General features: G+C 60.3%; 16 protein-coding genes. 3 read left to right on the forward strand and 13 right to left on the reverse strand.

All coding sequences use genetic code 11. The features are described 5' to 3' along the window. Positions 1–41: 41 nt before the first annotated feature. Positions 42–665, forward strand: coding sequence for an HD domain-containing protein (locus K307_RS06470; RefSeq protein ID WP_042877084.1), 624 nt, complete (start codon positions 42–44; stop codon positions 663–665). 228 nt (positions 666–893) lie between these two features. Here K307_RS06470 and K307_RS06475 read toward each other — a convergent pair whose 3' ends face one another. Further along, entirely contained in the window at positions 894–1,526 is a 633-nt protein-coding gene (locus K307_RS06475; RefSeq protein ID WP_042877087.1) for a TetR/AcrR family transcriptional regulator, read from the reverse strand. A 125-nt stretch (positions 1,527–1,651) separates the two neighbouring features. Between K307_RS06475 and K307_RS06480 the strand changes: the two genes are divergently transcribed. Then, positions 1,652–2,050, forward strand: coding sequence for a nuclear transport factor 2 family protein (locus K307_RS06480; protein ID WP_042877090.1), 399 nt, complete (start codon positions 1,652–1,654; stop codon positions 2,048–2,050). 823 nt (positions 2,051–2,873) lie between these two features. On the opposite strand, the gene K307_RS06485 is transcribed toward K307_RS06480, so the two are convergent. The 4 genes from K307_RS06485 to K307_RS06500 all read right to left on the reverse strand — a co-directional run bounded on the left by K307_RS06485 (position 2,874) and on the right by K307_RS06500 (position 8,659). Continuing rightward, positions 2,874–4,517, reverse strand: coding sequence for an ISL3 family transposase (locus K307_RS06485; RefSeq protein WP_080745112.1), 1,644 nt, complete (start codon positions 4,515–4,517; stop codon positions 2,874–2,876). 493 nt (positions 4,518–5,010) lie between these two features. Further along, positions 5,011–5,877 carry an aldo/keto reductase gene (locus K307_RS06490; RefSeq protein WP_042877095.1) on the reverse strand — a complete coding sequence of 289 codons (867 nt, stop codon included), beginning with the start codon at positions 5,875–5,877 and terminating at the stop codon, positions 5,011–5,013. Positions 5,878–5,959: 82 nt separating this feature from the next. After that, on the reverse strand, positions 5,960–7,066 hold the full coding sequence (locus tag K307_RS06495; protein WP_042877097.1) for an alkene reductase: 1,107 nt from the start codon (positions 7,064–7,066) through the stop codon (positions 5,960–5,962). A 372-nt stretch (positions 7,067–7,438) separates the two neighbouring features. Further along, positions 7,439–8,659, reverse strand: a complete 1,221-nt coding sequence (locus K307_RS06500) for an MFS transporter (RefSeq protein ID WP_042877099.1) — start codon at positions 8,657–8,659, stop codon at positions 7,439–7,441. A 279-nt stretch (positions 8,660–8,938) separates the two neighbouring features. Here K307_RS06500 and K307_RS06505 point away from each other — a divergent pair, with 279 nt between their 5' ends. Continuing rightward, positions 8,939–10,060, forward strand: coding sequence for a Gfo/Idh/MocA family protein (locus K307_RS06505; protein ID WP_042877100.1), 1,122 nt, complete (start codon positions 8,939–8,941; stop codon positions 10,058–10,060). On the opposite strand, the gene K307_RS45750 is transcribed toward K307_RS06505, so the two are convergent. The 8 genes from K307_RS45750 to K307_RS06535 form a co-directional block, all read right to left on the reverse strand. Continuing rightward, the gene (locus K307_RS45750) at positions 10,061–11,023 is read right to left on the reverse strand and encodes a LysR family transcriptional regulator (protein ID WP_080744925.1); all 963 of its coding nucleotides are present in this window, start codon (positions 11,021–11,023) and stop codon (positions 10,061–10,063) included. A 1,620-nt stretch (positions 11,024–12,643) separates the two neighbouring features. Then, positions 12,644–12,892: a transposase gene (locus K307_RS47620; protein ID WP_051974715.1), complete on the reverse strand. Its 249-nt coding sequence runs from the start codon at positions 12,890–12,892 to the stop codon at positions 12,644–12,646. After that, complete coding sequence (locus K307_RS48480) at positions 12,853–13,482, reverse strand: hypothetical protein (RefSeq protein WP_196251527.1); 630 nt, start codon at positions 13,480–13,482, stop codon at positions 12,853–12,855. The genes K307_RS47620 and K307_RS48480 overlap by 40 nt, the downstream gene beginning before the upstream one ends. A gap of 424 nt (positions 13,483–13,906) precedes the next feature. Next, positions 13,907–14,254 (reverse strand): transposase family protein, encoded by a 348-nt coding sequence (locus K307_RS49205; RefSeq protein ID WP_230625550.1) that lies wholly within the window; start codon positions 14,252–14,254, stop codon positions 13,907–13,909. Positions 14,255–14,435: 181 nt separating this feature from the next. Further along, a complete protein-coding gene (gene pcaF, locus K307_RS06520; protein ID WP_042877104.1) occupies positions 14,436–15,638 on the reverse strand; it encodes a 3-oxoadipyl-CoA thiolase in 1,203 nt (400 codons plus the stop codon). 263 nt (positions 15,639–15,901) lie between these two features. Then, the gene (locus tag K307_RS06525; RefSeq protein WP_080744927.1) at positions 15,902–17,371 is read right to left on the reverse strand and encodes an amidohydrolase family protein; all 1,470 of its coding nucleotides are present in this window, start codon (positions 17,369–17,371) and stop codon (positions 15,902–15,904) included. 234 nt (positions 17,372–17,605) lie between these two features. Continuing rightward, the gene (locus K307_RS06530) at positions 17,606–18,625 is read right to left on the reverse strand and encodes a fumarylacetoacetate hydrolase family protein (protein WP_080744928.1); all 1,020 of its coding nucleotides are present in this window, start codon (positions 18,623–18,625) and stop codon (positions 17,606–17,608) included. A 221-nt stretch (positions 18,626–18,846) separates the two neighbouring features. Continuing rightward, complete coding sequence (locus K307_RS06535) at positions 18,847–19,218, reverse strand: c-type cytochrome (RefSeq protein ID WP_042877108.1); 372 nt, start codon at positions 19,216–19,218, stop codon at positions 18,847–18,849. Positions 19,219–19,220 lie beyond the last annotated feature (2 nt).

The raw sequence follows: 19,220 nt of genomic DNA on the forward strand, positions 1-19,220 counted from the left end.
CTCGATCAACCATAGTGTAGTGCACACTGCAGGAGGTACTCATGATCTCAGGAATTAAAGCGCCAGACACCCAGTTGGCCCGGGAAGCTGAGGAGTTCGTGCAATCGTCGTCCAGCGCGATGCTCTACAACCACGTCATGCGGTGCTACTGGTTTGCCGAGCTGTTCGCACGGCAGGAAAATGCCAAGGCCGATCGCGAGTTGATGTTCTTCTCGGCGACGCTGCACGACCTCGGCTTCACTGAACATGGGCGCGGCCCGCATCGCTTCGAGATCGAGGGCGCTCATGCGGCCCGCCGGTTCCTCAAGGATCGGGGTGTGCCGGATACCCGGTCGTGGCAGGTATGGAGCACGATCGCTCTGCATACCTGGGACATCAATCTCTACAAGGAAGACGAAGCGCGCCTGGTGGAGCACGGCATCCTGTACGATGTCGTCGGCCTCCCTGACGCCAAGCTCGACCCCGCAGATGTGGCCGAGATCGTGAAGCGCTATCCACGCCTGGGCTTTAAGCGGGGCTTCTACGAGCTCCTCTGCGAAGAGCTCGACACCAAGCAGCCCTACCAGCACTTTAACCACATATGCACCTGCATCGCGCACAATCGCTCGCCGATGGCGATGCCCGACGGGCAGGCGGTGCTGAACGGCGCGCCGTTCGACGAGTAACCTGAACTCGATCTCGCGCTCTCCCTACAAGGGAGGGCGCACCGGATACCGGATTAGCGCCGAACAGCGAGCTCCCGAACGGATTTCCGACGTATCGAACAGGACTTGGTCGTCCTTGTTCCCCGAGATCGGCCTCAAATCGACTACCTAATCTCCGGTCGGACGCCCATCCAAGTTGCGCCAGCCAGTTTATTAAGCGGTCGATTCGGTCAGAGAGATTGCGACGTTTCAGGATGCAGTAGCAGAGCGGCGACGCGGCGGTTTTACTTGAGCGTCGATCAACAGCCTGGCCATGGCGATCAGCTCGCGCCTCACGCTACCGGCTCCGACCGTCATGGCGTGCCCATATGCGCCGTCGAGAAGAATCGCTAGTTGGTCGCCAAGCCGATCTGGATCCTGCGCGCCAAGATCTCGGCTCAGAACACGCAGACGTTCGCGCACTTCTTCCTTGTTCGCGCAGGCTATCTCTGTGCACGGCTGCTGTCGGTCTGGAAACTCAATGCAGATGTTGATGAATGGGCAACCGCGAAATTGGGGCTGTGAGATCAGCTCTGCGACGCCAATGACAATGCCTTCCAGCTGCTTTCGGGGTTCCCCCACGCCGCTCGCGACTAAATCATCCCACCACTGCCAGAAACGCCGATCTTGTTCCTCGACAAATGCTGCTATGAGCTCCTCTTTGGATGAGAAAGTCCGGTAGAGCGACGATTTTGACACGCCGGATCGCTCAATGACCGTGTCAATTCCGATTGCGCGGACACCCTCCTGATAGAAGAGATCCGTCGCGGTCTGTACAAGTCGCTCGCGCGCCGAGGGTTCACCTCTCTTCGGCGCACCTCGCCTCTTCGTTGTGCTGCTCATTCTTTGACTCCTTGCATAGGTACAGATCAGTACCTATAATAGCACGCACTTGTCCCATTGAGGTCTTGGGGTCATATCCATGCAAAGTTGCTCCTGCCTCTCAACCCACCGAAACACACTGGACCATGACGACATCAAACAGCACGGAAGACAACAAGGCCCTTGTGCTGGCCGCTATCACAGGCGCGTTCATCGACCGCGATCCACTTGTTTTGGACCGCTTATTCAGTGACGACTACAAGCAGCACAACCCCATGATTCCCAACGGAACTGCAGCGATCAAACAAGTCATCGCAGGTCTGTCCGATGACTTCAAATACGAGCCCGGCGTAGTCGTGGCTCAGGGAAATTATGTCATGGTGCATGGCCGCTACACGGGGTGGGGTCCAAAGCCGATGGTCGCGGTTGACATCTTTCGGGTCGCCAACGGCAAAGTTGTGGAGCATTGGGATGTAATGCAGGAAGAAGTTCCGGCAGCGCAAAGTGCCAATGGTCATGCCATGTTCACCGGCACGGTGGATTGATCGGGTGGGTCCACCCGCCCGGTCGGATACTCGGGCAAGGGCTTGTCAGGGCGTCAGACACTTGCTAACGAGTCCAGCATATCGCTGACTGTGCTCAAGCGCCTCCTGGCTGACCTGCCCAAACGGCATCGATGCCTATTGCGAAAGTCTCGACGGGGCGGTCTGGCAGACCGCGCTTCCGCTCTTCAATGAGAGTATCCGCGTGCCGGTCTGTGGTCTAGTCACCCAAATACTGGCTTGAGCAGCGCCGGCACTATGCGCGCCATTCGTTGTCGACAGACATTGAGAATGCCCGCTCGATTTGCTTATGAACCTTCGGATTTCGACTGTCGCATCAGTTCAGGGGTGCGCTGGCGGAGTTTCGTTCGCCTGGGACGTTCGGGAATGGCCTGACTTGCCCGTCGACTCTTTACTTATATGGTCGCCTCCTCTTTGCAAGGGATATTTTTCGATAGCCAGTAGGGTGGTTGCGGACTTATATCCGGACTCGATCGCGGGAGCAATCCCGCCGGCCCCGATGGATTTCGCCGCAGAGGTCCTCATCTACACTACGGACTAAAGGTCCAAGTAAAGTTACAGGCTTGTCTCTGCGCGGTCCAACCTGTCTTGCGTAGAACAAAGGAAAGTTGGGTCTTCCGCAATTTGTGTGACGACGGCGAACTGGCGTGGAGGATCTTGTCGCCTGGAACGGCCGTCGTCTCCATCGCCCCCGCCACCATTGCGAACCTGGGCGAGCCCCGTCGGCCTCGCCCTGGCCCCACGAGCTCAGCCCTCTGCGATGGCGAACGGGCTAGCGGGTCCAGTAGGACAAAGCGGGCCGATTTCAGCTTGGCTTCAATACCCGCAGCCGCAGAAGCTCGATGTTCGCGCGGCCATACATCTGGCGCTTGAGGAACTTTAGCCGGTTGACGTGACCCTCGGTCTGGCCATTGCTCCATGGCAGCTTGAAGGCCGAACGCACAGCCGGTAAGTCGGCGCGCAGGCTTTGCGCGAACCTCCGCATTTCCGCAGCGTCGCAGCGCGACAGACGCTTCAACCATCGATCGAACTGCCGCGGACTTCGCCGGTGCATGGGCCCGAGAAACTCCCGCGCGAGGCTGCGCACGTCGCCCACCACGGGTTCGATCTTGCACAGCGCCTGCACGAAGCGCTCGTGGTCCGCGTTCCTGGGCTCCGCGACCGCGAGCTTCCTCCATCCTACAAGCCATCCGAACACGCGCCGGGCCGACGGGCACGGCATCGTGCGCACGGGCGCCTGGAAAAGAGGCTTCTTGCCCTGCGGAAAAAGGAGGCGAATCACGCAATTCCGAACGGCGGCGCGACTGCCGGTATAGCCTCGATGCTTAAGTTCCTGCCAGATCAGTTCAGGAAAGCGACAGCCCTGTGCGATTCGTTTCTCGATATAGCTGAGATAAGGATCTAAAGGCGTCGGACCCCGCGCCCTGGGTGCGCGCTCGGGGAATGCCCCCGCGGTGATGAAGTTGCGCACGGTTCGATGGTCGATTGAGAGCTCTTGCCCGATTCCTTTCATCGTGCCGCCCTGGGCGTGTAGCGTCATAACCCGCTCGTACAGCGCCACCCGCGAGGCGCGTCGCTGATCAATCAGACGCTGCCATGACCAAAGTGAGTTGCGGCTCAGCTCCCGCTGCCGGCCCAGGGTCACGCCACCGACCTCGACTTGCTGCGCGGCTTGGCGCAGTTGCGGTCCGAGTCGGCACAGCAGTCTCTCGACATTGTCGCGCAGGTTGCAAAGTAGATGCCAGCGATCCGAGACCTGCGTGGCTGTCGGCAGCGCGATGTCGACCGCCTCGGAGTAGGCCCCGGCCCGGTCCCTGGCGACGATCTCGATCGATGGGTGCGCACGCATCCACGCGGCCACCGCAGTTCCTTCCCTGCCGGCAAACACTGCGATCGGCTCACGTCGCTCCAAATCGACGATGATCGTTCCGTATTGGTGACCGCGCGCGATCGCCCAGTCATCGATGCCGACGACCCGCCGATGTGGTTTGCGTTTGCGCGCTGGAGCCCTGCGCAACTCACGCAGCACGGTGTCGGCACTGGTGCGCAAACCCAAGGCGTTGGCAAGCCGCGCGGCCGCCTCACCACCGAGGGCGTGGCCTAGCGCGTGTAACGCCCGAGCCTGCGATTGCGTACGACGTTGATGCCGACCGGCCAAGGCGTGGAGGTTCTCGGCAAACGCTCGACGCGGGCAGCCGGCGTTCGCACACTTGAAGCGACGCACTTCAACGGCGAGAACAACCCGCTGCTCGAGCATCGGTCGTTCTTCCAGCCTGCGCACATAGCTGCCGTGGATTCGGTTACTCCAATGACCGCAGGCAGGACAAGCTGCCGCGCGAACCGTACTGCAGGCTTCGACAGTGATGGTATCCCCTCGCGCGTCGCTGGAGACGAAGCGCCTACCCACACGGGCGAGGATACGATCGATCCCACCGAGAACTTGGCTCATGGTAACGATCAACGTAGGCCAGATCGGCCGGAAATCAAGCCCTCAACCCAGCGGTCACACAAAGTGCGGGAGACCCACTTTTCCTTTGTTTCGAGTGTAAATAAAAGTGTCAACTCGTCGCCGGCACTTCTATATACGGCGCGGGTTCCAGGCAGATTCCGGAGTGACAGAATTGCTTCGTTCTACGAAAGGCGACCTGGCTTTTTCTTCAGCGGCTTAGATTGCAGCCTATTTGGGCCATGACGCGCGAGAACTCTCCTTTTACTCAACGAGATCGAAGCCGCGTAGTCTGTGCGAAACGTAGTAAAGATTCGCCCAAGCGACGGACCTGCGATCGTTTCAACATTATTTCGCGCTGCCAGATGGTATCAACATTACTACTTGAAAAATCGTAGTAATGTTGGTACGTAAAATCGCTAACTTGTTGATTTTACTGGATTTGTGCTCGGACTTTGCGGAACATCATTACTACACTTCACGGCAGGACGGGTCATCAAACCTCCGACGCCTGGCTTAGCGCGTCGAACTCGGCATCGGATAGTTCGATCCTTGCAGCTGCCACGTTTTCGCGCAAGTGCGCGACGCGGGCCGTGCCGGGTATCGGCAGCATGACAGGGCTTCGACGCAGTAGCCAGGCGAGGGCGATCTGGCTAGGCTTGGCATTGTGGCGTTGCGCGATCCGGCTCAGTATTGATCCTCCCTCGGTCAGCGCGCCGGCAGCCAGGGGATACCAGGGAATAAAGCCAATGCCATGGCGCGCACAGAAGTTGAGCACAGCTTCGCTCGAACGGTCGGCAAGGTTGTATCGGTTTTGTACGGTGGCGACGCTGAAGTACTTCGACGCCGCTTCGATATCGTCGAGCGATACCTCGCTAAGCCCGGCGTATCGGATCAGGCCACTGTCCAACAGATACTGGACAGTGCCGAACTGTTCGTCACGTGGCACTGCAGGATCAATCCGGTGCAACTGCCACAGTGCAATCTGCTCGACCCCAAGCAGTCTGAGGCTCTGGTGAACCTGTTGGATCAGATACTCTGGCCGCCCCAACGGCTTCCACTGATCCGGGCCAGTGCGTGCCAATCCGCCCTTGGTGGCAATCACGAGATCATGGCGATACGGTGCCAAAGCTTCGCGAATCAGCATCTCCGAAATGCCGGGGCCATATGAGTCCGCCGTATCGACGAAGTTCACGCCCAAGTCCGGTAATTCACGCAGTGTGCGGAGCGCCTCTGCGCGGTCGGTTGGCTCGCCCCAGATTCCCCTGCCAGTGATGCGCATCGCCCCAAAACCAATGCGGGCGACCTCAAGTTCGCCGCCGATCACGAAGCGACCAGGTACATTCGATGCTGTATTTGTCATGGCAATACGTTCCACGGTAAAACCAGGAGCGCCTGCATTGTCAGGCAGACGCTCCGGATACAGACGAGCTCGAACAGCCGCGTCAGGCGGCCGCGCGCTCCTCGTGGAACGGATAGTCGACGTAGCCGACGTCCGTGCCGCCGAAAAAGGTTTCGCGATCGTAGGGATTCAGCGGCAGCCTGCGGCGCAGCCGTTCGGGCAGGTCGGGGTTGGCGATGAAATCGCGACCGAACGCCACCAGGTCGGCGTCACCTGCGGTGATGAGCGCTTCTGCACTGGCGGCCTTGAAGCCCCCTGCCGCGATGATCGTCCCGCTATAGAACTTGCGAATCAGTTGCGAGGCCACCGGGTTGGGGTTCCTGGTTTCGTCGTCGAGATTCCCCCGCACACGCGGCTCGATCAGGTGCAGGTAAGCGAGATTGAGCTTGCCCAGTTCGGTGGCCACGTAGGTGAACAGGCCTTCCGGGTCGCTGTCGGACATGTCGCCAAACGAGCCGCTCGGGCCCATGCGCACCGCGACCCGGTCGCTACCCCAGACAGAGATCACCGCCCGTGTGGCTTCGAGCAGGAAGCGTGCGCGATTCTCGAACGAACCACCGTAGATGTCCGTGCGCTTGTTGCTGCCGTCCTGCAAGAACTGGTCGAACAAGTAGCCATTGGCGGCGTGCAGTTCCACACCGTCGAATCCGGCTTCAAGGCCGCGCTCGGCGGCACGACGGAAGCTCTCAACGAGCTCTGCGATTTCCTCGATCTCCAGTGCGCGGTTCGGCGTGTTGGCAACCCAGCCCGCCTTCGTATAGGCCACACCGCCGTGGGGAATCGCCGACGGGCCCACCGGTTGGCTGCCCTCGGGCTGAACTTCCGAGTTCGACTGGCGACCTGCATGGTACAGCTGCAGGAAAATCTTGGCGCCCTTCGCATGCACAGCATCGGTAACCAGACGCCAGCCGGCGATCTGGCTATCGTCATACAGACCAGGTGCACCAAGGTAGCCGTTACCATTGGGAGCGGCGATGGTCGCTTCGCCGATCAGCAGTGCCCCGGGCGAAGAGCGCTGGGCATAGTACTGGGCCATCAGCGGCCCGGGAACTGCGCCCCCTTCGGCACGCATGCGTGTGAGCGGCGCAAGCACCACGCGGTGCGCGAACTCGTGCGGACCAACCTTGACGGGTGTGAACAGCTTGGACATCGATAACTCCGATAAGGATTTGAATTACGTGCGTGCCTTGGCATGCGACAAGGACAATGTACCCGAGCAACTGACGCTGAAAACTGGGGCTCCACTCCGAACAGTTCGGACTCTTGTGTCCGTAATCGAGCGTCGAACACTTGAGAGCTTTAACTGCAACTCCAAGGGTCAAAAAGGCAACCTATGCGTTCCTCAATGGATTGGTATGCCCGTTGATGCAGGAGCGTGAGCGTCTTGCTCGATGGAACGAGTGATACTGCATGGCGGCCGAACCAGAAATCCGGCCGAAAGCGGCAGACGGAGGCGCGACTCGCCCGCTGTCGTTGGCCAATGAAGGGGTTGCATTCCGTGTGGCGTAGCGACGATAGCGGACTACGCCGGTGTGCCTCTTGGAACGACCCTGCCATTGCGTGCCAAGATCGTCAACGTCACGGCCACGGAGGCCAACTCAAAGAATCCGCCGACCAGCCCCAGATTGCTGATATGACTGTGGGCCAGCGTCAGGCCTCCCACTGCGGCGCCGACGGAGAAGCCGATATACATGAACGACGCATTCAGCGAAAGCACGATCGACGCGACATTGACGCCGGCCAGCTCGATCAGGCGCGCCTGCTGGGCGGGGTAGAACGCCCAGGCACACACCCCCCAAACGATCACCGCAACGAGCAATGGCCACAACGCGTGCTCTGGTTGCACAAGCCTCGCATCGAGAGAAAGGCTCAGGAAGGCAAGTGCCATGATCGCAACAGCGGGAACGATCACACGCGGCGGGCCCAGTCGGTCACTCAGACTGCCCCCGAGGAACACGCCCACGGCAGCCGAAATTCCCCATGTAAACATCACAAAGCTGATCTGCGTATCGTGCACGGTGGTCAGGCTAGTGACCAAGGGCGAAAGATACGTGTAGACCGTGTACGAACCGGTGGCCCACAGCGTAGTGGCCAACAGCGTCGCCAGCACGGTGGGCCGTACGGCAACCGAGACGCGCTCGCGCAATGTAGCGCTCGGAATGCCTTGGCCGATCTCGCGCGGCACGCCGCGGTACACGCCAATTGCGGCAATCGCCGACAGAACGGCAACGCCGGCGAACGTCATACGCCAGCCAAGCGCGTGACCAATGACCGCACCCAACGGTACGCCGAGCGTCAGTGCCACCGTGATGCCGGCATTGACAACGGCGATAGAACGGCCTCGCAGCGCCGGATTGACCACCACACTCGCCAGCGCGTTGGCGCCCGGCACAAACAATCCGGCCGAAAGTGCCAGCAGGACACGCGCACCCATCAGCCACCAGAATCCGTGAGCAAAGCACGCCAGCAAGTTCGACAGCGCGAAGACGATCATGCTTGCCAACAGCAGCGTGCGGCGGTTGACGTTTCCGGTGGCAGCAGTGAGCACCGGTGAACTGATACCGTAGGCGAGCGCGAATACGGAGACGAGTTGCCCTGCCTGTTCGATGGACACTCCGAAATCTGCAGCCAGCCCCGGAAGCAACGGGGAGATCATGAAACCTTCGGTCCCGATGGCGAAAGCGCCGAGAGCAAGCATGTAGACAGCCGACGGGATCTTGTTTGCGGCCTGGGGGGTAACCATGTTGAAATCCTAGATGCGTATTGCCGGGGTTGGTGCATCGAGATCAGCCCCCGAATGCCAATAATGTTGGATCAAATCGAAGGGCTCAGTTCAGCAAATGTGTCTAGGCATTGCGGACAAAGATGTCCAAAGTGGTGACAAGTCGCTCATCGGAATCCGACAGGAGCTTGCGCAATTTGCAACTTCACGGCACAACTGTTCGGCTCGCGCAACGGATGGTGTGAGCGGCGTGGAATACCCATAATTCTCCCGTTCTCCGCTTCTGGCAGTCAGATCATCATGTCCGCGACCCTCCCCTCTTCCTCAGATAAGCCCATTCGCGTAGGGCTTGTCGGCATCGGCAACTGGGCCCTCCATGGCCACGTTCGCGTGCTGAATCTTTTGCCACAATACGAGTTGCGTGCGCTATGGAGCACGCGCCCTGACGTGGCCCGCGCGGCGACCTCTGCACATGGCATAAAGGAGGTCGTCGATACGCTAGATGACCTCGTCAACCATCCAGAGGTCGATCTCGTCGTCGTCCTGAACACGGCCCCCCAGCACGCAGCGACGGTGCGCAAGGCGATTGCAGCAGGAAAGCACGTCTATTGCGAATGGCCGCTGACAGTCGCAACCGAAATCTCGCAAGAGCTCGTGGCATTCGCCGAACGAGCAGGGGTGCGACATATTGTAGGGTTGCAACGACGGCTGGCGCCACACAATCGCTATCTGCGCGATCTGCTGCAAAGCGGATACGTGGGACGAATCCGTTCGGTGCGAATCCACGTCAGCATGAATGCGTTCGGTCGTGAGCGCTCGCAGGCACTGCGTTGGACGGTTCCGGTCGAAAATTTTTCGAGCGCAATATCCATCTACGCTGGGCACTTCCTTGACATGCTGTTCACCGCTACCGGCTGGCCGACGCATGTGTCGGCACTGGCGTTGAACCAATTCAAAACCGTTACGATCCGCGAGACCGGTGAGGTTCTGCCATCACATGCACCTGACCAGCTGTTGCTGGTCGGTCGCATGGCCGACGACGCTGTGGTTTCCGTTCATATGGAAGCGGGCAAGCTCAACGGCCGTGGCGTGCAAATCGATATTACCGGCGACGAAGGCGATCTGCGCATCACAAACACATCGGCGTTTGGCAATGTCGGCGACGACTACATTATCAAAGGCGCGCGCGGCCAGGACTTGCCGATGCAGGTGCTTGAGGTGCCTGTAATCTACGACCGGCTGCCGCATTCGGAGCTGCCATCCGGAGTACTAGAACTGGCCGAACTATATGTCGCCTATGCGGAGGATCTTCGAACGGGCAGCGCCGCGGCGCCGACATTTGCCGATGCCGTGCGGCTACATCAACTGATCGACGCCGCGATGCAGTCGACGGCCGAACGCCGAGAGATCCAGCTATCGTGATCAGCCTGCGGAGCGCGAATCATCGTGCTCCACCGCTTCATTCTGCGGATGTAACGCTGCGGTTTGCGGTTGCGCAGTGCCTTCCGGGAACAAGTGCTTGGCCATGTAGTCCACAAACACCCGAATCTTCGGCGACAGATGCCGACCGGACGGCCAGACCGCGCGAAACACCTTCCGATCGGTGGCATAGCTAGCCAACACCTGCACCAGCCGACCATCTGCGAGCTGCCGGCGCACGAGAAAGTTCGGAATATAAGCGAGGCCGTGCCCCTGCTCGGCAAAGGCGATCAGAGGCTCGACGGTATTCGCGGTAAGCAGCGGCGGCAGGTCCATTTCGAGCACGTTATCACCATCGCGCAGCAGCCAGCGGTCCACCTTGCCGGTTGAGAGGTAGCGATGAAGCAGACAGGCGTGTCTGAGCAGGTCGTCCGGCACCTTGGGTACGCCGCGTCGAGACAGGTACACGGGTGCGGCCACGATCAGCGGCGTGTAGTAGCCTAGCGCGCGCGTCACCAGTCGCGAATCGATTGCCTCGCCAGTGCGAATCACCACGTCGAACCCCTCTTCGATCACGTTGACCATCCGGTCAGAGAAATCGATCTCGAGTCGTATGTCGGGATACTCGCGGAGGAATGAACTGAGTACCGGTAGAAGCAACGTCTCGACCAGCGGCAGGCTCACTCGCAATTGCCCCTTGGGCGATGAGGCCGCAGACAATTCCGACTCGGCGGCTTCGAGCTCATCGACGATGCGCTGACAACGGCTTAGGAATAGCTGCCCTTCCGGCGTCAGCGTAATGCTACGCGTGCTGCGATGGAACAACCGGACACCGAGGCGCTGTTCAAGGCGCGAAATTGCCTTGCCTACTGCAGACGACGAGATACCGAGCTCCCGCCCTACCTCGCTGAAATTGCGAAGCTCCGCTGCTCTGACAAAGGCATCGACCGATCCGAGTCTGTCCATGACGCTTGCAAGGGAATTAACATAGAACAGCAAGGCTCCGCAGACTATAGCACGCACCCTGCGGCGAAATCCATCGGGGCCGGCGGGCACGCCCGCAATCGAGTCCGAATATAAGTACGCAACCACCCTGCTCGCCACCAACGATATCCCTTGCAAAAGGGAGGCGACATATAAGTATAGATGGTACTTGCGCGTATCGCGGTCGGAATGCTCATTTCTGAACACCCCCCGCACAGATGCCGGCGGGCCCAATTCGGGCACCGGGCTCCTACCTTGGGTGATTGACGGCTAAGCGCTGTTCGGGCCATGTATGGAGGATTCGAGGTTTCGGAAGCTAGGCTTCCTCCAAGCGTAGAAAAAAGGAAAGTTGTCACCGACTCCGAAGCAATGTCGTCAATTCGCGTGACAACGGCAGCGAAACCGAGCGGGGAGCGTTAAGAACCTTGGGGTATCGGGGATGGGCGTCTAGCATTGACGCCGCTTATCGCCTGCCGGTGTTGCAGATCGCAATTTCCGCTAATGGCGGTCATTATTTCCGCCAATGTTGAAATCTGAACCCCGTCACCTAACCCTGGGCTGACGCTTCCCAAGCTCACGAAGCACTGCCGAAAGGTTGCGGCAAATGCGTAGCGTGGCTGCCGGTGCCGTATTGAGTCTATGGCCTGGGACTTGGCAGACAACCGTGTGCGAATCTAGCCAATCCTGCTTCCAGCGAGGCGAGAAAACGTCGACTGGATTCAGCACAAGGCAGTCGAAGCAGTATGGGAGCCGATCTCGGTCTGACGCCCATGCCATTGGCGTTTGAAGCGCCTCCAACCTTGGGATACCAACATGGGTCAGTCGCGCGAGGCGGCACAGTGCGTGCTCGTCCATCGGAGGGAATAGAAGCGTGAAGTGTAGTAATCGCGCTCCCTTTGTGAAGTAACCTTGATTCGCGTCCGTGATTACGCTCATAGCATCATCATTACTTCCGCAGTTCGGTGAATGCGTGTCCACTGCGCGCCTACTCTCACACTGCGGCAAGCCCACCTTGCATTTGGTTCTCGGCTGAGATTGCAGCCTATTTTAGGCATGATTCGCGAGAACGCTCTTTTTACTCAACGAGAGCGAAGCCGCGTAGTCAGAGCGAAAGAAAGTAAAGATGCTACTAAGTGACGGACCAGCAATCGTTCCAGAATTACTTCCGCCGCCGGAGAGTACCAAGATTACTACTCGAAAAATGGAAGTAATCTTGGTACGGAGGCTAACAGGGAAACCGCTAACCTTTTGATTTACAAACTCTTTTGACAAGGCCTGGAGGGAGCATCCTTACTACACTTCACGAGAATGGCGAACAGATGTCGAAGATCATCATTCGTGCGAGCAGCTAAGAGACGTTCCAAGGTCTCGAACGGCACTAGCCGTATACCGAAGCAAAAGTGGGTCTTCCGCAATTTGTGTGGCGACGGCGCACTGGCGTGGAGGATGTTGTAGCGTGGAACGGCCGTCGTCTCCACCGCCCACCACCACCATTCTTCTTGTTGATGAACTTGGGCGAGCCCGCCAGCGTCGTCCTGGCCATGCGAGCTCCGCCTGCGATGGCGACCGGACTAGGGGTCCAGCAGGACAAGGCAGGCCGGTTCAGCTTGGCCTCAATACCCGCAGCCGCAGAAGCTCGATGTTCGCGCGGCCATACATCTGGCGCTTGAGGAACTTGAGCCGGTTGACGTGACCCTCGGTCTGGCCATTGCTCCATGGCAGTTTGAAGGCCGCCCGCACTGCCGGTAAGTCGGCGCGCAGGCTTTGCGCGAACCTACGCATTTCCGCAGCGTCGCAGCGCGACAGACGCTTCAACCATCGATCGAACTGCCGCGGACTTCGCCGGTGCATGAGCCCGAGAAACTCCCGCGCGAGGCTGCGGACCTCGCCCACGCGGGGCCGATCTTGCACAGCGCCTGCACGAAGCGCTCGTGGTCCGCGCTCCTGGGCTCCTCGACGGCGAGCCTCCTCCATCCGACAAGCCATCCGAACACGCGCCGGGCCGACGGGCACGGCATCGTGCGCACGGGTGCCTGGAGAAGCGGCTCCTTGCCCTGCGGAAAGAGGAGGCGGACCACGCAATTCTGCACGGCGGCGCGACTGCCCGTATAGCTTCGCTGCTTGAGTTCTTGCCAGATCAGTTCAGGAAAGCGACAGCCCTGGGCGATTCGTTCCTCGATATAGCTGCGATAGGGATCCAAAGGCGTCGGACCCCGCGCCTTGGATGCGCGCTCGGGGAAGGCCCCCGCGGTGATGAACTTGCGCACGGTTCGATGGTCGCTTGAGAGCTCGCGCCCGATTCCTTTCATCGCGCCGCTTTGGGCGCGTAGCGCCATCACCCGCTCGTACAGCGCCAGCCGCGTGTCGCGTCGCTGATCGCTCAGGCGCTGCAATGACCGCAGTGAGGTGCCGCTCGGCAACCCCTGCCGGCCCAGGGTCACGCCACCGACCTCGACTTGCTGCGCGGCTTGGCGTAGTTGCGGCCCGAGTCGGTACAGCAGCCTCTCGACGTTTGTCGCGCAGGTTGCCCAGCAGGTGCCAGCGATCGGAGACTTGCTTGGCTGCCGGCAGCGCGATATCGACCGCCCCGGAGTAGGCCCCGGCCCGGTCCCTGGCGAGGGCCACCGCAGTTGTTTCCCTGCCGGCGAACACTTCGATCGGCTCACGTCGCTCCAGGTCGACGATGATCGTTCCGTACTGGTGACCGCGCGCGATCGCCCAGTCATCGATGCCGACGACCCGCGGTCGTGGTTTGCGCTTGCGCCCAGGAGCTCTTCGCAACTCCCGCAGCACGGTGTCGGCACTGGTGCGCAAGCCCAAGACGTCTGCAAGCCGGGCTGCCGCCCCACCACCGAGGGGCGTGGCCTAGCGCGTGCAAGCCCGAGCCTGCGATCGCGTACGACGTTGATGCCGACCGGCTAAGGCGTGGATGTTTTCGGTAAACGTACGACGGGGGCAGCCGGCGTTCGCACACTTGAAGCGACGCACCTCAACGGCGAGAGCGACCCGCTGCTCGATCATGGGACGTTCTTCCAGCCTGCGCACATAGCTGCCGTGGAGTCGGTTACTCCAACAACGGCAGGCAGGACAAGGTGCCGCGCGAACCGTACTGCGGGCTTCGACAGTGATGGTCTCCCCTCGCGCGTCGCTGGAGACGACGCGCTTACCCACACGGGCGAGAATTTGATCGATCCCACCGAGAACTTGGCTCATGGTAACGATTAACGTAGGCCAGATCGGCCCGAAATCAAGCCCTCGATGCGGCCGTCACACAAAGTGCGGGAGACCCAGAATTGCTTCGTTCTACGTCTGATGGGCGACAGGGACCTGCCGCGAAGTCAACGCGCAAAGTCCCACCACAGTAGGCGCACCTCGTCCTTGGAAGCGAAATGCGTTAGATCCGCTCGATCACCATGGCGATGCCCTGGCCTACACCGATGCACATAGTGCACAGCGCGAAGCGGCCGCCAGTGCGCTCGAGCTGGTACAGCGCGGTCGTGACCAGACGGGCGCCGCTCATGCCTAGCGGGTGGCCCAGCGCAATGGCGCCGCCATTCTGGTTCACGCGCTTGTCGTCATCGGCGATGCCCAGTTGGCGCAGCACTGCCAAGCCCTGCGCGGCGAATGCCTCGTTCAGTTCGATCACGTCGATCTGGTCCAACGACATGCAAAGTTGCTTCATCAGCTTCTGCGTAGCCGGGATCGGGCCGATGCCCATCACGCGCGGTGCCACGCCGGCGGTGGCCATACCGACGATGCGGGCGCGCGGAATCAGGCCATGCTGCTTCACGCCGGCCTCGCTGGAGAGCAGCAGCGCGCATGCGCCGTCGTTCACGCCCGAAGCGTTGCCGGCGGTCACGGTGCCGTCGGGGCGCACCACGCCCTTGAGCTTGGCCAGCGCTTCCATGCTTGTGGCGCGCGGGTGTTCGTCACGCTCGACGACGATCGCATCGCCCTTCTTCTGCGGCATCGTCACCGCGGTGATTTCCTGCGCCAGCGTGCCGTCGGCCTGTGCGCGCGACGCCTTATCCTGGCTGCGCAGTGCCATCAGGTCCTGGTCCTCGCGGCTGATCTTGTAATCGTTGGCCACGTTCTCGGCGGTCTCGGGCATCGAGTCCACGCCGTAGGCGGCACGCATCGCGGGGTTGATGAAGCGCCAGCCGATCGTGGTGTCGAAGATCTCGGCCTGGCGCGAGAAAGCCGAGGTGGCCTTGCCCATCACGAACGGGGCGCGGCTCATGCTTTCCACGCCGCCGGCGATCATCAGGCTGGCTTCGCCGGACTTGATCGCGCGTGCCGCGGTGCCAGTGGCGTCCATGCCCGAACCACAGAGGCGGTTGATCGTGGTGCCCGGAACGGCTTCGGGAAGACCCGCCAGCAGCAGCGACATGCGCGCGACATTGCGGTTGTCTTCGCCGGCCTGGTTGACGTTGCCATAAATCAAGTCGTCGATGGCCGACCAGTCGACGTTCGGGTTGCGAGCCATCAGGGCTTTCAGGGGCACCGCACCCAGGTCGTCCGGACGCACGCCGGACAGGACGCCGCCGTAGCGGCCGATGGGGGTACGGATGGCGTCAACAATGTATGCGTCGCTCATGTCATCTCTCGTGAGTGAAGTGCTTGATGAATGGTCTACTCATCCTGGCCGGCGAAGTAGCGGATCAATTGCTGTCAGAATGGCCGGCGATTGCTTTTACTGCGACTGACGTTGAAGGAATGTCAGGCGCCCAGTCCGCTGACACAGGCAAGTACAAGAGCCACGAAGGCCCCTTGGTGCTTCCTGCCAAGCCATCGCACGTGAAGCGTCGCAGCATGGGAAGCGGCGTACGGCTGTTTCCGCACGTCCACCCCACGCGCGTGTCAGTGTGCTCCTGCTCGCAAGATCGCCGCTGCCAGGGCCGGCCGATCCACTTCAGTCCCTTTCACGAAGACTTTCGAAATCAACCTGGTGTTCTTGATGTCATCAAGCGAATTGGCATTGAGAACAATGAAGTCAGCGTTCTTTCCTGGTACGAGGCTGCCGGTATCCGCAAGCCCCAGATATTCTGCCGTTCGACTGGTTGCCGCGACGATCACTTGCGCTGGGGTCATGCCAGCATTCACCATCAACTCCAGTTCGCGATGCTCAGTTGCGCCAAAGAAGTTGTCGAGGATGCCGGTATCCGGGCCAAGGATGATACGTGCGCCTGCTGCGTTAAGCTTGACCAGGCTTCGCATTTGCATCTGGAAATTTTCCTTCGCGCGTTGCGTTGCCGCCGGATCCTGATAGTAGGGGGCCGGGTTTTGCGCCCGCGCGAACATTGGGGGCGTCAAGGTCGCACGCATCAGCGCTTCGAGATTCGGATCGTCTGGCGGCGGCTTGAAAAAGAGCTCGGCGCCCGCGAGATTGGGCATGATGTAAGTGCCCTTACGGACAATATCTGCGATCAGCTCGCTACTCATTTCCTTGTCCCGAACGAGGTGCGCCAGGCTGTCGACACCAGCCCCGACGAGCGCGACCGCGTCGACATGATAGAACACGTGTGCCGCGACCTTGATTCCCTGTTTATGCCCCTCATCAATGGCAGCGGTGTATAGCTCCTGGCTCAAGGCTTTTGCTCTTCCTCCGCGGTCGTCCACCCAGACCTTGACCTGATCCGCACGGGAGGCAGCGATATCCTGAACGTCGCGTCTCACGTCGGCCTCAGTTGTTGCCTCATAAGCGATGCCTGTGTATGCGGTGCCGCCTGGACCCGCATTGGGCGCGCCAATACCGCGCCCGGCAGTCAGAAGTCTCGCACCACCAACCTTTCCCGCGCGCTGGCCGGCACGAATCTTCAGACCGACATCATCCTTATCAATACCCAAAGACATTACCACGGAAACGCCGTAGTACAGCGATCGATTCAGGTCCGCGAGATAGTTCTCGTAGCTGTAGTTCCTCTGCGAATTGGACAGGCCATTCTGGTATCCAGGGTGGGAGTGGGCGTTCACCAGAGTGGGTATGACGGTCTTGCCCGACAGGTCGACGCGTGCCGCGCCCTTGGGCGGGAACATATCGCCTTTGCGGCCGATCCTGGTGATCTTCTCCCCTTCCACGAGGAAGGCAGAGTTGACGATGGCGGCTCGCCCGTCTCCCGAAATGAGCGTGGCGCCTTCGTACAGGACAACCTTTTCCGGCGGGACGGAGACCTCCACTGCATGAGTAGCGCAGGCGCCGGCAAGAAGCGCCGCCAGCGCCAAAGGCAGTTTATGCAGAAGCCTCTCGAATACTGTATCAACCCGCATTGAAGCAGCTGCAGCCGGCGCGGCGTGACCACCGCTCGATGCAGTAAGCCTGGGCATATCCATGAGATCTCCTCTTTGACTTTTTGGGGAAATTTGGACGTACTCGGATGTTCGCGAACGACAGCACCGACTCACGGTGATTTCAGAGACTGCAAGCTCGTGTGCACCGCTGGCGGCAATCGCCAACACCACTCCAGTCTCTACATCGGCGCTGCCGTACAGAACGATAGATTTCGACCCAACCTCCAACCTATTCTGGGCCTACCCGGTCGGCCTACCTCGACCGACATTCGGCGACTACACCAGTGAGAACCGCAGCTCGCCGAGCTTTTCGATCGTCGTCGTGAGCTTGTCTCCGGGCTTCAGCCACACCTGCCTGTCCTTCGGGTAGCCGGCAATGACCCCCTCGGGAGTTCCGGTGAAGATCATGTCTCCCGGTTCCAGCGTCATCAACCTGGATGCGTAGGCAACGATCCGCGCGCAGTTGAAAACCAGATCGCTGGTGTTGGACGACTGACGCACCTCGCCGTTGACACGGCACTCGATTTTCAGGTTACCTGGGTCACCCACGAGATCCGCCGTAACGAGGTAGGGCCCGACTGGAGCGAAGCCGTCGCTAGCCTTGCCGATCATCCATTGGCTTGAGCGATTCTGCAAATCGCGAGCGGTGAAGTCGTTGCCGGTTGCGTAGCCGAAGACATAAGAGAGAGCCTCGGCTTCGCCCACATTGAACGCACGGCGGCCCATGACAATCACCAGTTCCGCCTCATAATCGAAGTTCTTCGCCGGAACCGCCGACACGCGAACCGTGCCTCTGTGCGAATTTAGCGCGTTGTTGAACTTGTTGAACAAGATCGGCAGCTCCGGGAGCGGCAGACCGGCTTCCATTGCATGTCGCGCATAGTTCAGGCCCACGCAGAGGATCTTCTGCGGATTGGTCACGCACGGGCCGAACTCGACCCGATCCTCGTCGACGAACAGCCCCTTTCCACCGCTTGCCATTGCACGGTCGCGCAGCGCCGTCAGACCCTGATCGCCAGCCGCAAACAAGGCATCGGTCGTGGTTGGCGCCCCGCTGTGGAATTGCTTCGCCGCGGCGGCCACGTCAAGGATTCCCTTATCGGTCTTGATGCCCAGCGTGTAGCCCCTCGCTGTGCGCATCGTCAGTAGGGTCATGCCTCGCGGCAGTGGATCGCTCATTTTGAGCGTCGGCCCAGCAGTTGCGGCAGCGGCCTTGCCTGCCGGCATCGCAGCCGAGGTGAGTACTGCGCCCGCAATACCTGCCTGCTTCATAAACTGTCTGCGTCCCTCTTTCATGAGGCCTCCTTTTAACCTTTCAGATATATCGAGGTGCCGCTCGTGCGCTCGGATTTGCAATCGACATGGAGATTCGCAATAACCCCAGATGACCGCGAGCCCGATGACCCCTGTCGCCAATCGCTGACACAGCATCCTGAATGATGAAATCACATCAGACGCATGGTCCTCGTGGCTGCATGCTGCATAGCCGATCGCCACCTGGGCTCGCTAGCGGGTTGTCACTTGAGCGTTCTCAGGTATGCGACAACGTCTGCGATTTGCTTGGCGTCGGGAATGCCCGGAAACGGCATCACGTTGCCCGGCACTGCCTTCTGGGGGGCAGTCAGGAAAGCACTGAGCGACTCTGCATCCCAGGCGGTTCCGGCGCTCTTCATCGCCCGGCTGTACCGAAAGCCCTCCAGGGTTCCTGCCTTTCGGCCAATAATGCCTTTCAGGGTCGGCCCCGCGCCGCTAGCGCCATCCGTAGAGTGGCAAGCAGCGCACTGAGCAAAAACAGCCTTGCCAGATTCAATGTTTTGCGCCAGAACTGCGCCGGCATTCAACGCAAAGCTGGCGAATATGGCGATTGCCTGACGGAATAGCTTGCTCATGG

The organism is Cupriavidus necator A5-1 (assembly GCF_000744095.1).
Taxonomy (GTDB): domain Bacteria; phylum Pseudomonadota; class Gammaproteobacteria; order Burkholderiales; family Burkholderiaceae; genus Cupriavidus; species Cupriavidus necator_A.

What these genes read in the sequence shown, in the direction of transcription:
- K307_RS06470 (WP_042877084.1), top strand. Translation starts at nt 42, where the DNA reads ATGATCTCAGGAATTAAAGCGCCAGACACCCAGTTGGCCCGGGAAGCT.
- K307_RS06475 (WP_042877087.1), bottom strand. Translation starts at nt 1,526, where the DNA reads ATGAGCAGCACAACGAAGAGGCGAGGTGCGCCGAAGAGAGGTGAACCC.
- K307_RS06480 (WP_042877090.1), top strand. Translation starts at nt 1,652, where the DNA reads ATGACGACATCAAACAGCACGGAAGACAACAAGGCCCTTGTGCTGGCC.
- K307_RS06485 (WP_080745112.1), bottom strand. Translation starts at nt 4,517, where the DNA reads ATGAGCCAAGTTCTCGGTGGGATCGATCGTATCCTCGCCCGTGTGGGT.
- K307_RS06490 (WP_042877095.1), bottom strand. Translation starts at nt 5,877, where the DNA reads ATGACAAATACAGCATCGAATGTACCTGGTCGCTTCGTGATCGGCGGC.
- K307_RS06495 (WP_042877097.1), bottom strand. Translation starts at nt 7,066, where the DNA reads ATGTCCAAGCTGTTCACACCCGTCAAGGTTGGTCCGCACGAGTTCGCG.
- K307_RS06500 (WP_042877099.1), bottom strand. Translation starts at nt 8,659, where the DNA reads ATGGTTACCCCCCAGGCCGCAAACAAGATCCCGTCGGCTGTCTACATG.
- K307_RS06505 (WP_042877100.1), top strand. Translation starts at nt 8,939, where the DNA reads ATGTCCGCGACCCTCCCCTCTTCCTCAGATAAGCCCATTCGCGTAGGG.
- K307_RS45750 (WP_080744925.1), bottom strand. Translation starts at nt 11,023, where the DNA reads ATGGACAGACTCGGATCGGTCGATGCCTTTGTCAGAGCAGCGGAGCTT.
- K307_RS47620 (WP_051974715.1), bottom strand. Translation starts at nt 12,892, where the DNA reads ATGCACCGGCGAAGTCCGCGGCAGTTCGATCGATGGTTGAAGCGTCTG.
- K307_RS49205 (WP_230625550.1), bottom strand. Translation starts at nt 14,254, where the DNA reads ATGAGCCAAGTTCTCGGTGGGATCGATCAAATTCTCGCCCGTGTGGGT.
- pcaF (WP_042877104.1), bottom strand. Translation starts at nt 15,638, where the DNA reads ATGAGCGACGCATACATTGTTGACGCCATCCGTACCCCCATCGGCCGC.
- K307_RS06525 (WP_080744927.1), bottom strand. Translation starts at nt 17,371, where the DNA reads ATGGATATGCCCAGGCTTACTGCATCGAGCGGTGGTCACGCCGCGCCG.
- K307_RS06530 (WP_080744928.1), bottom strand. Translation starts at nt 18,625, where the DNA reads ATGAAAGAGGGACGCAGACAGTTTATGAAGCAGGCAGGTATTGCGGGC.
- K307_RS06535 (WP_042877108.1), bottom strand. Translation starts at nt 19,218, where the DNA reads ATGAGCAAGCTATTCCGTCAGGCAATCGCCATATTCGCCAGCTTTGCG.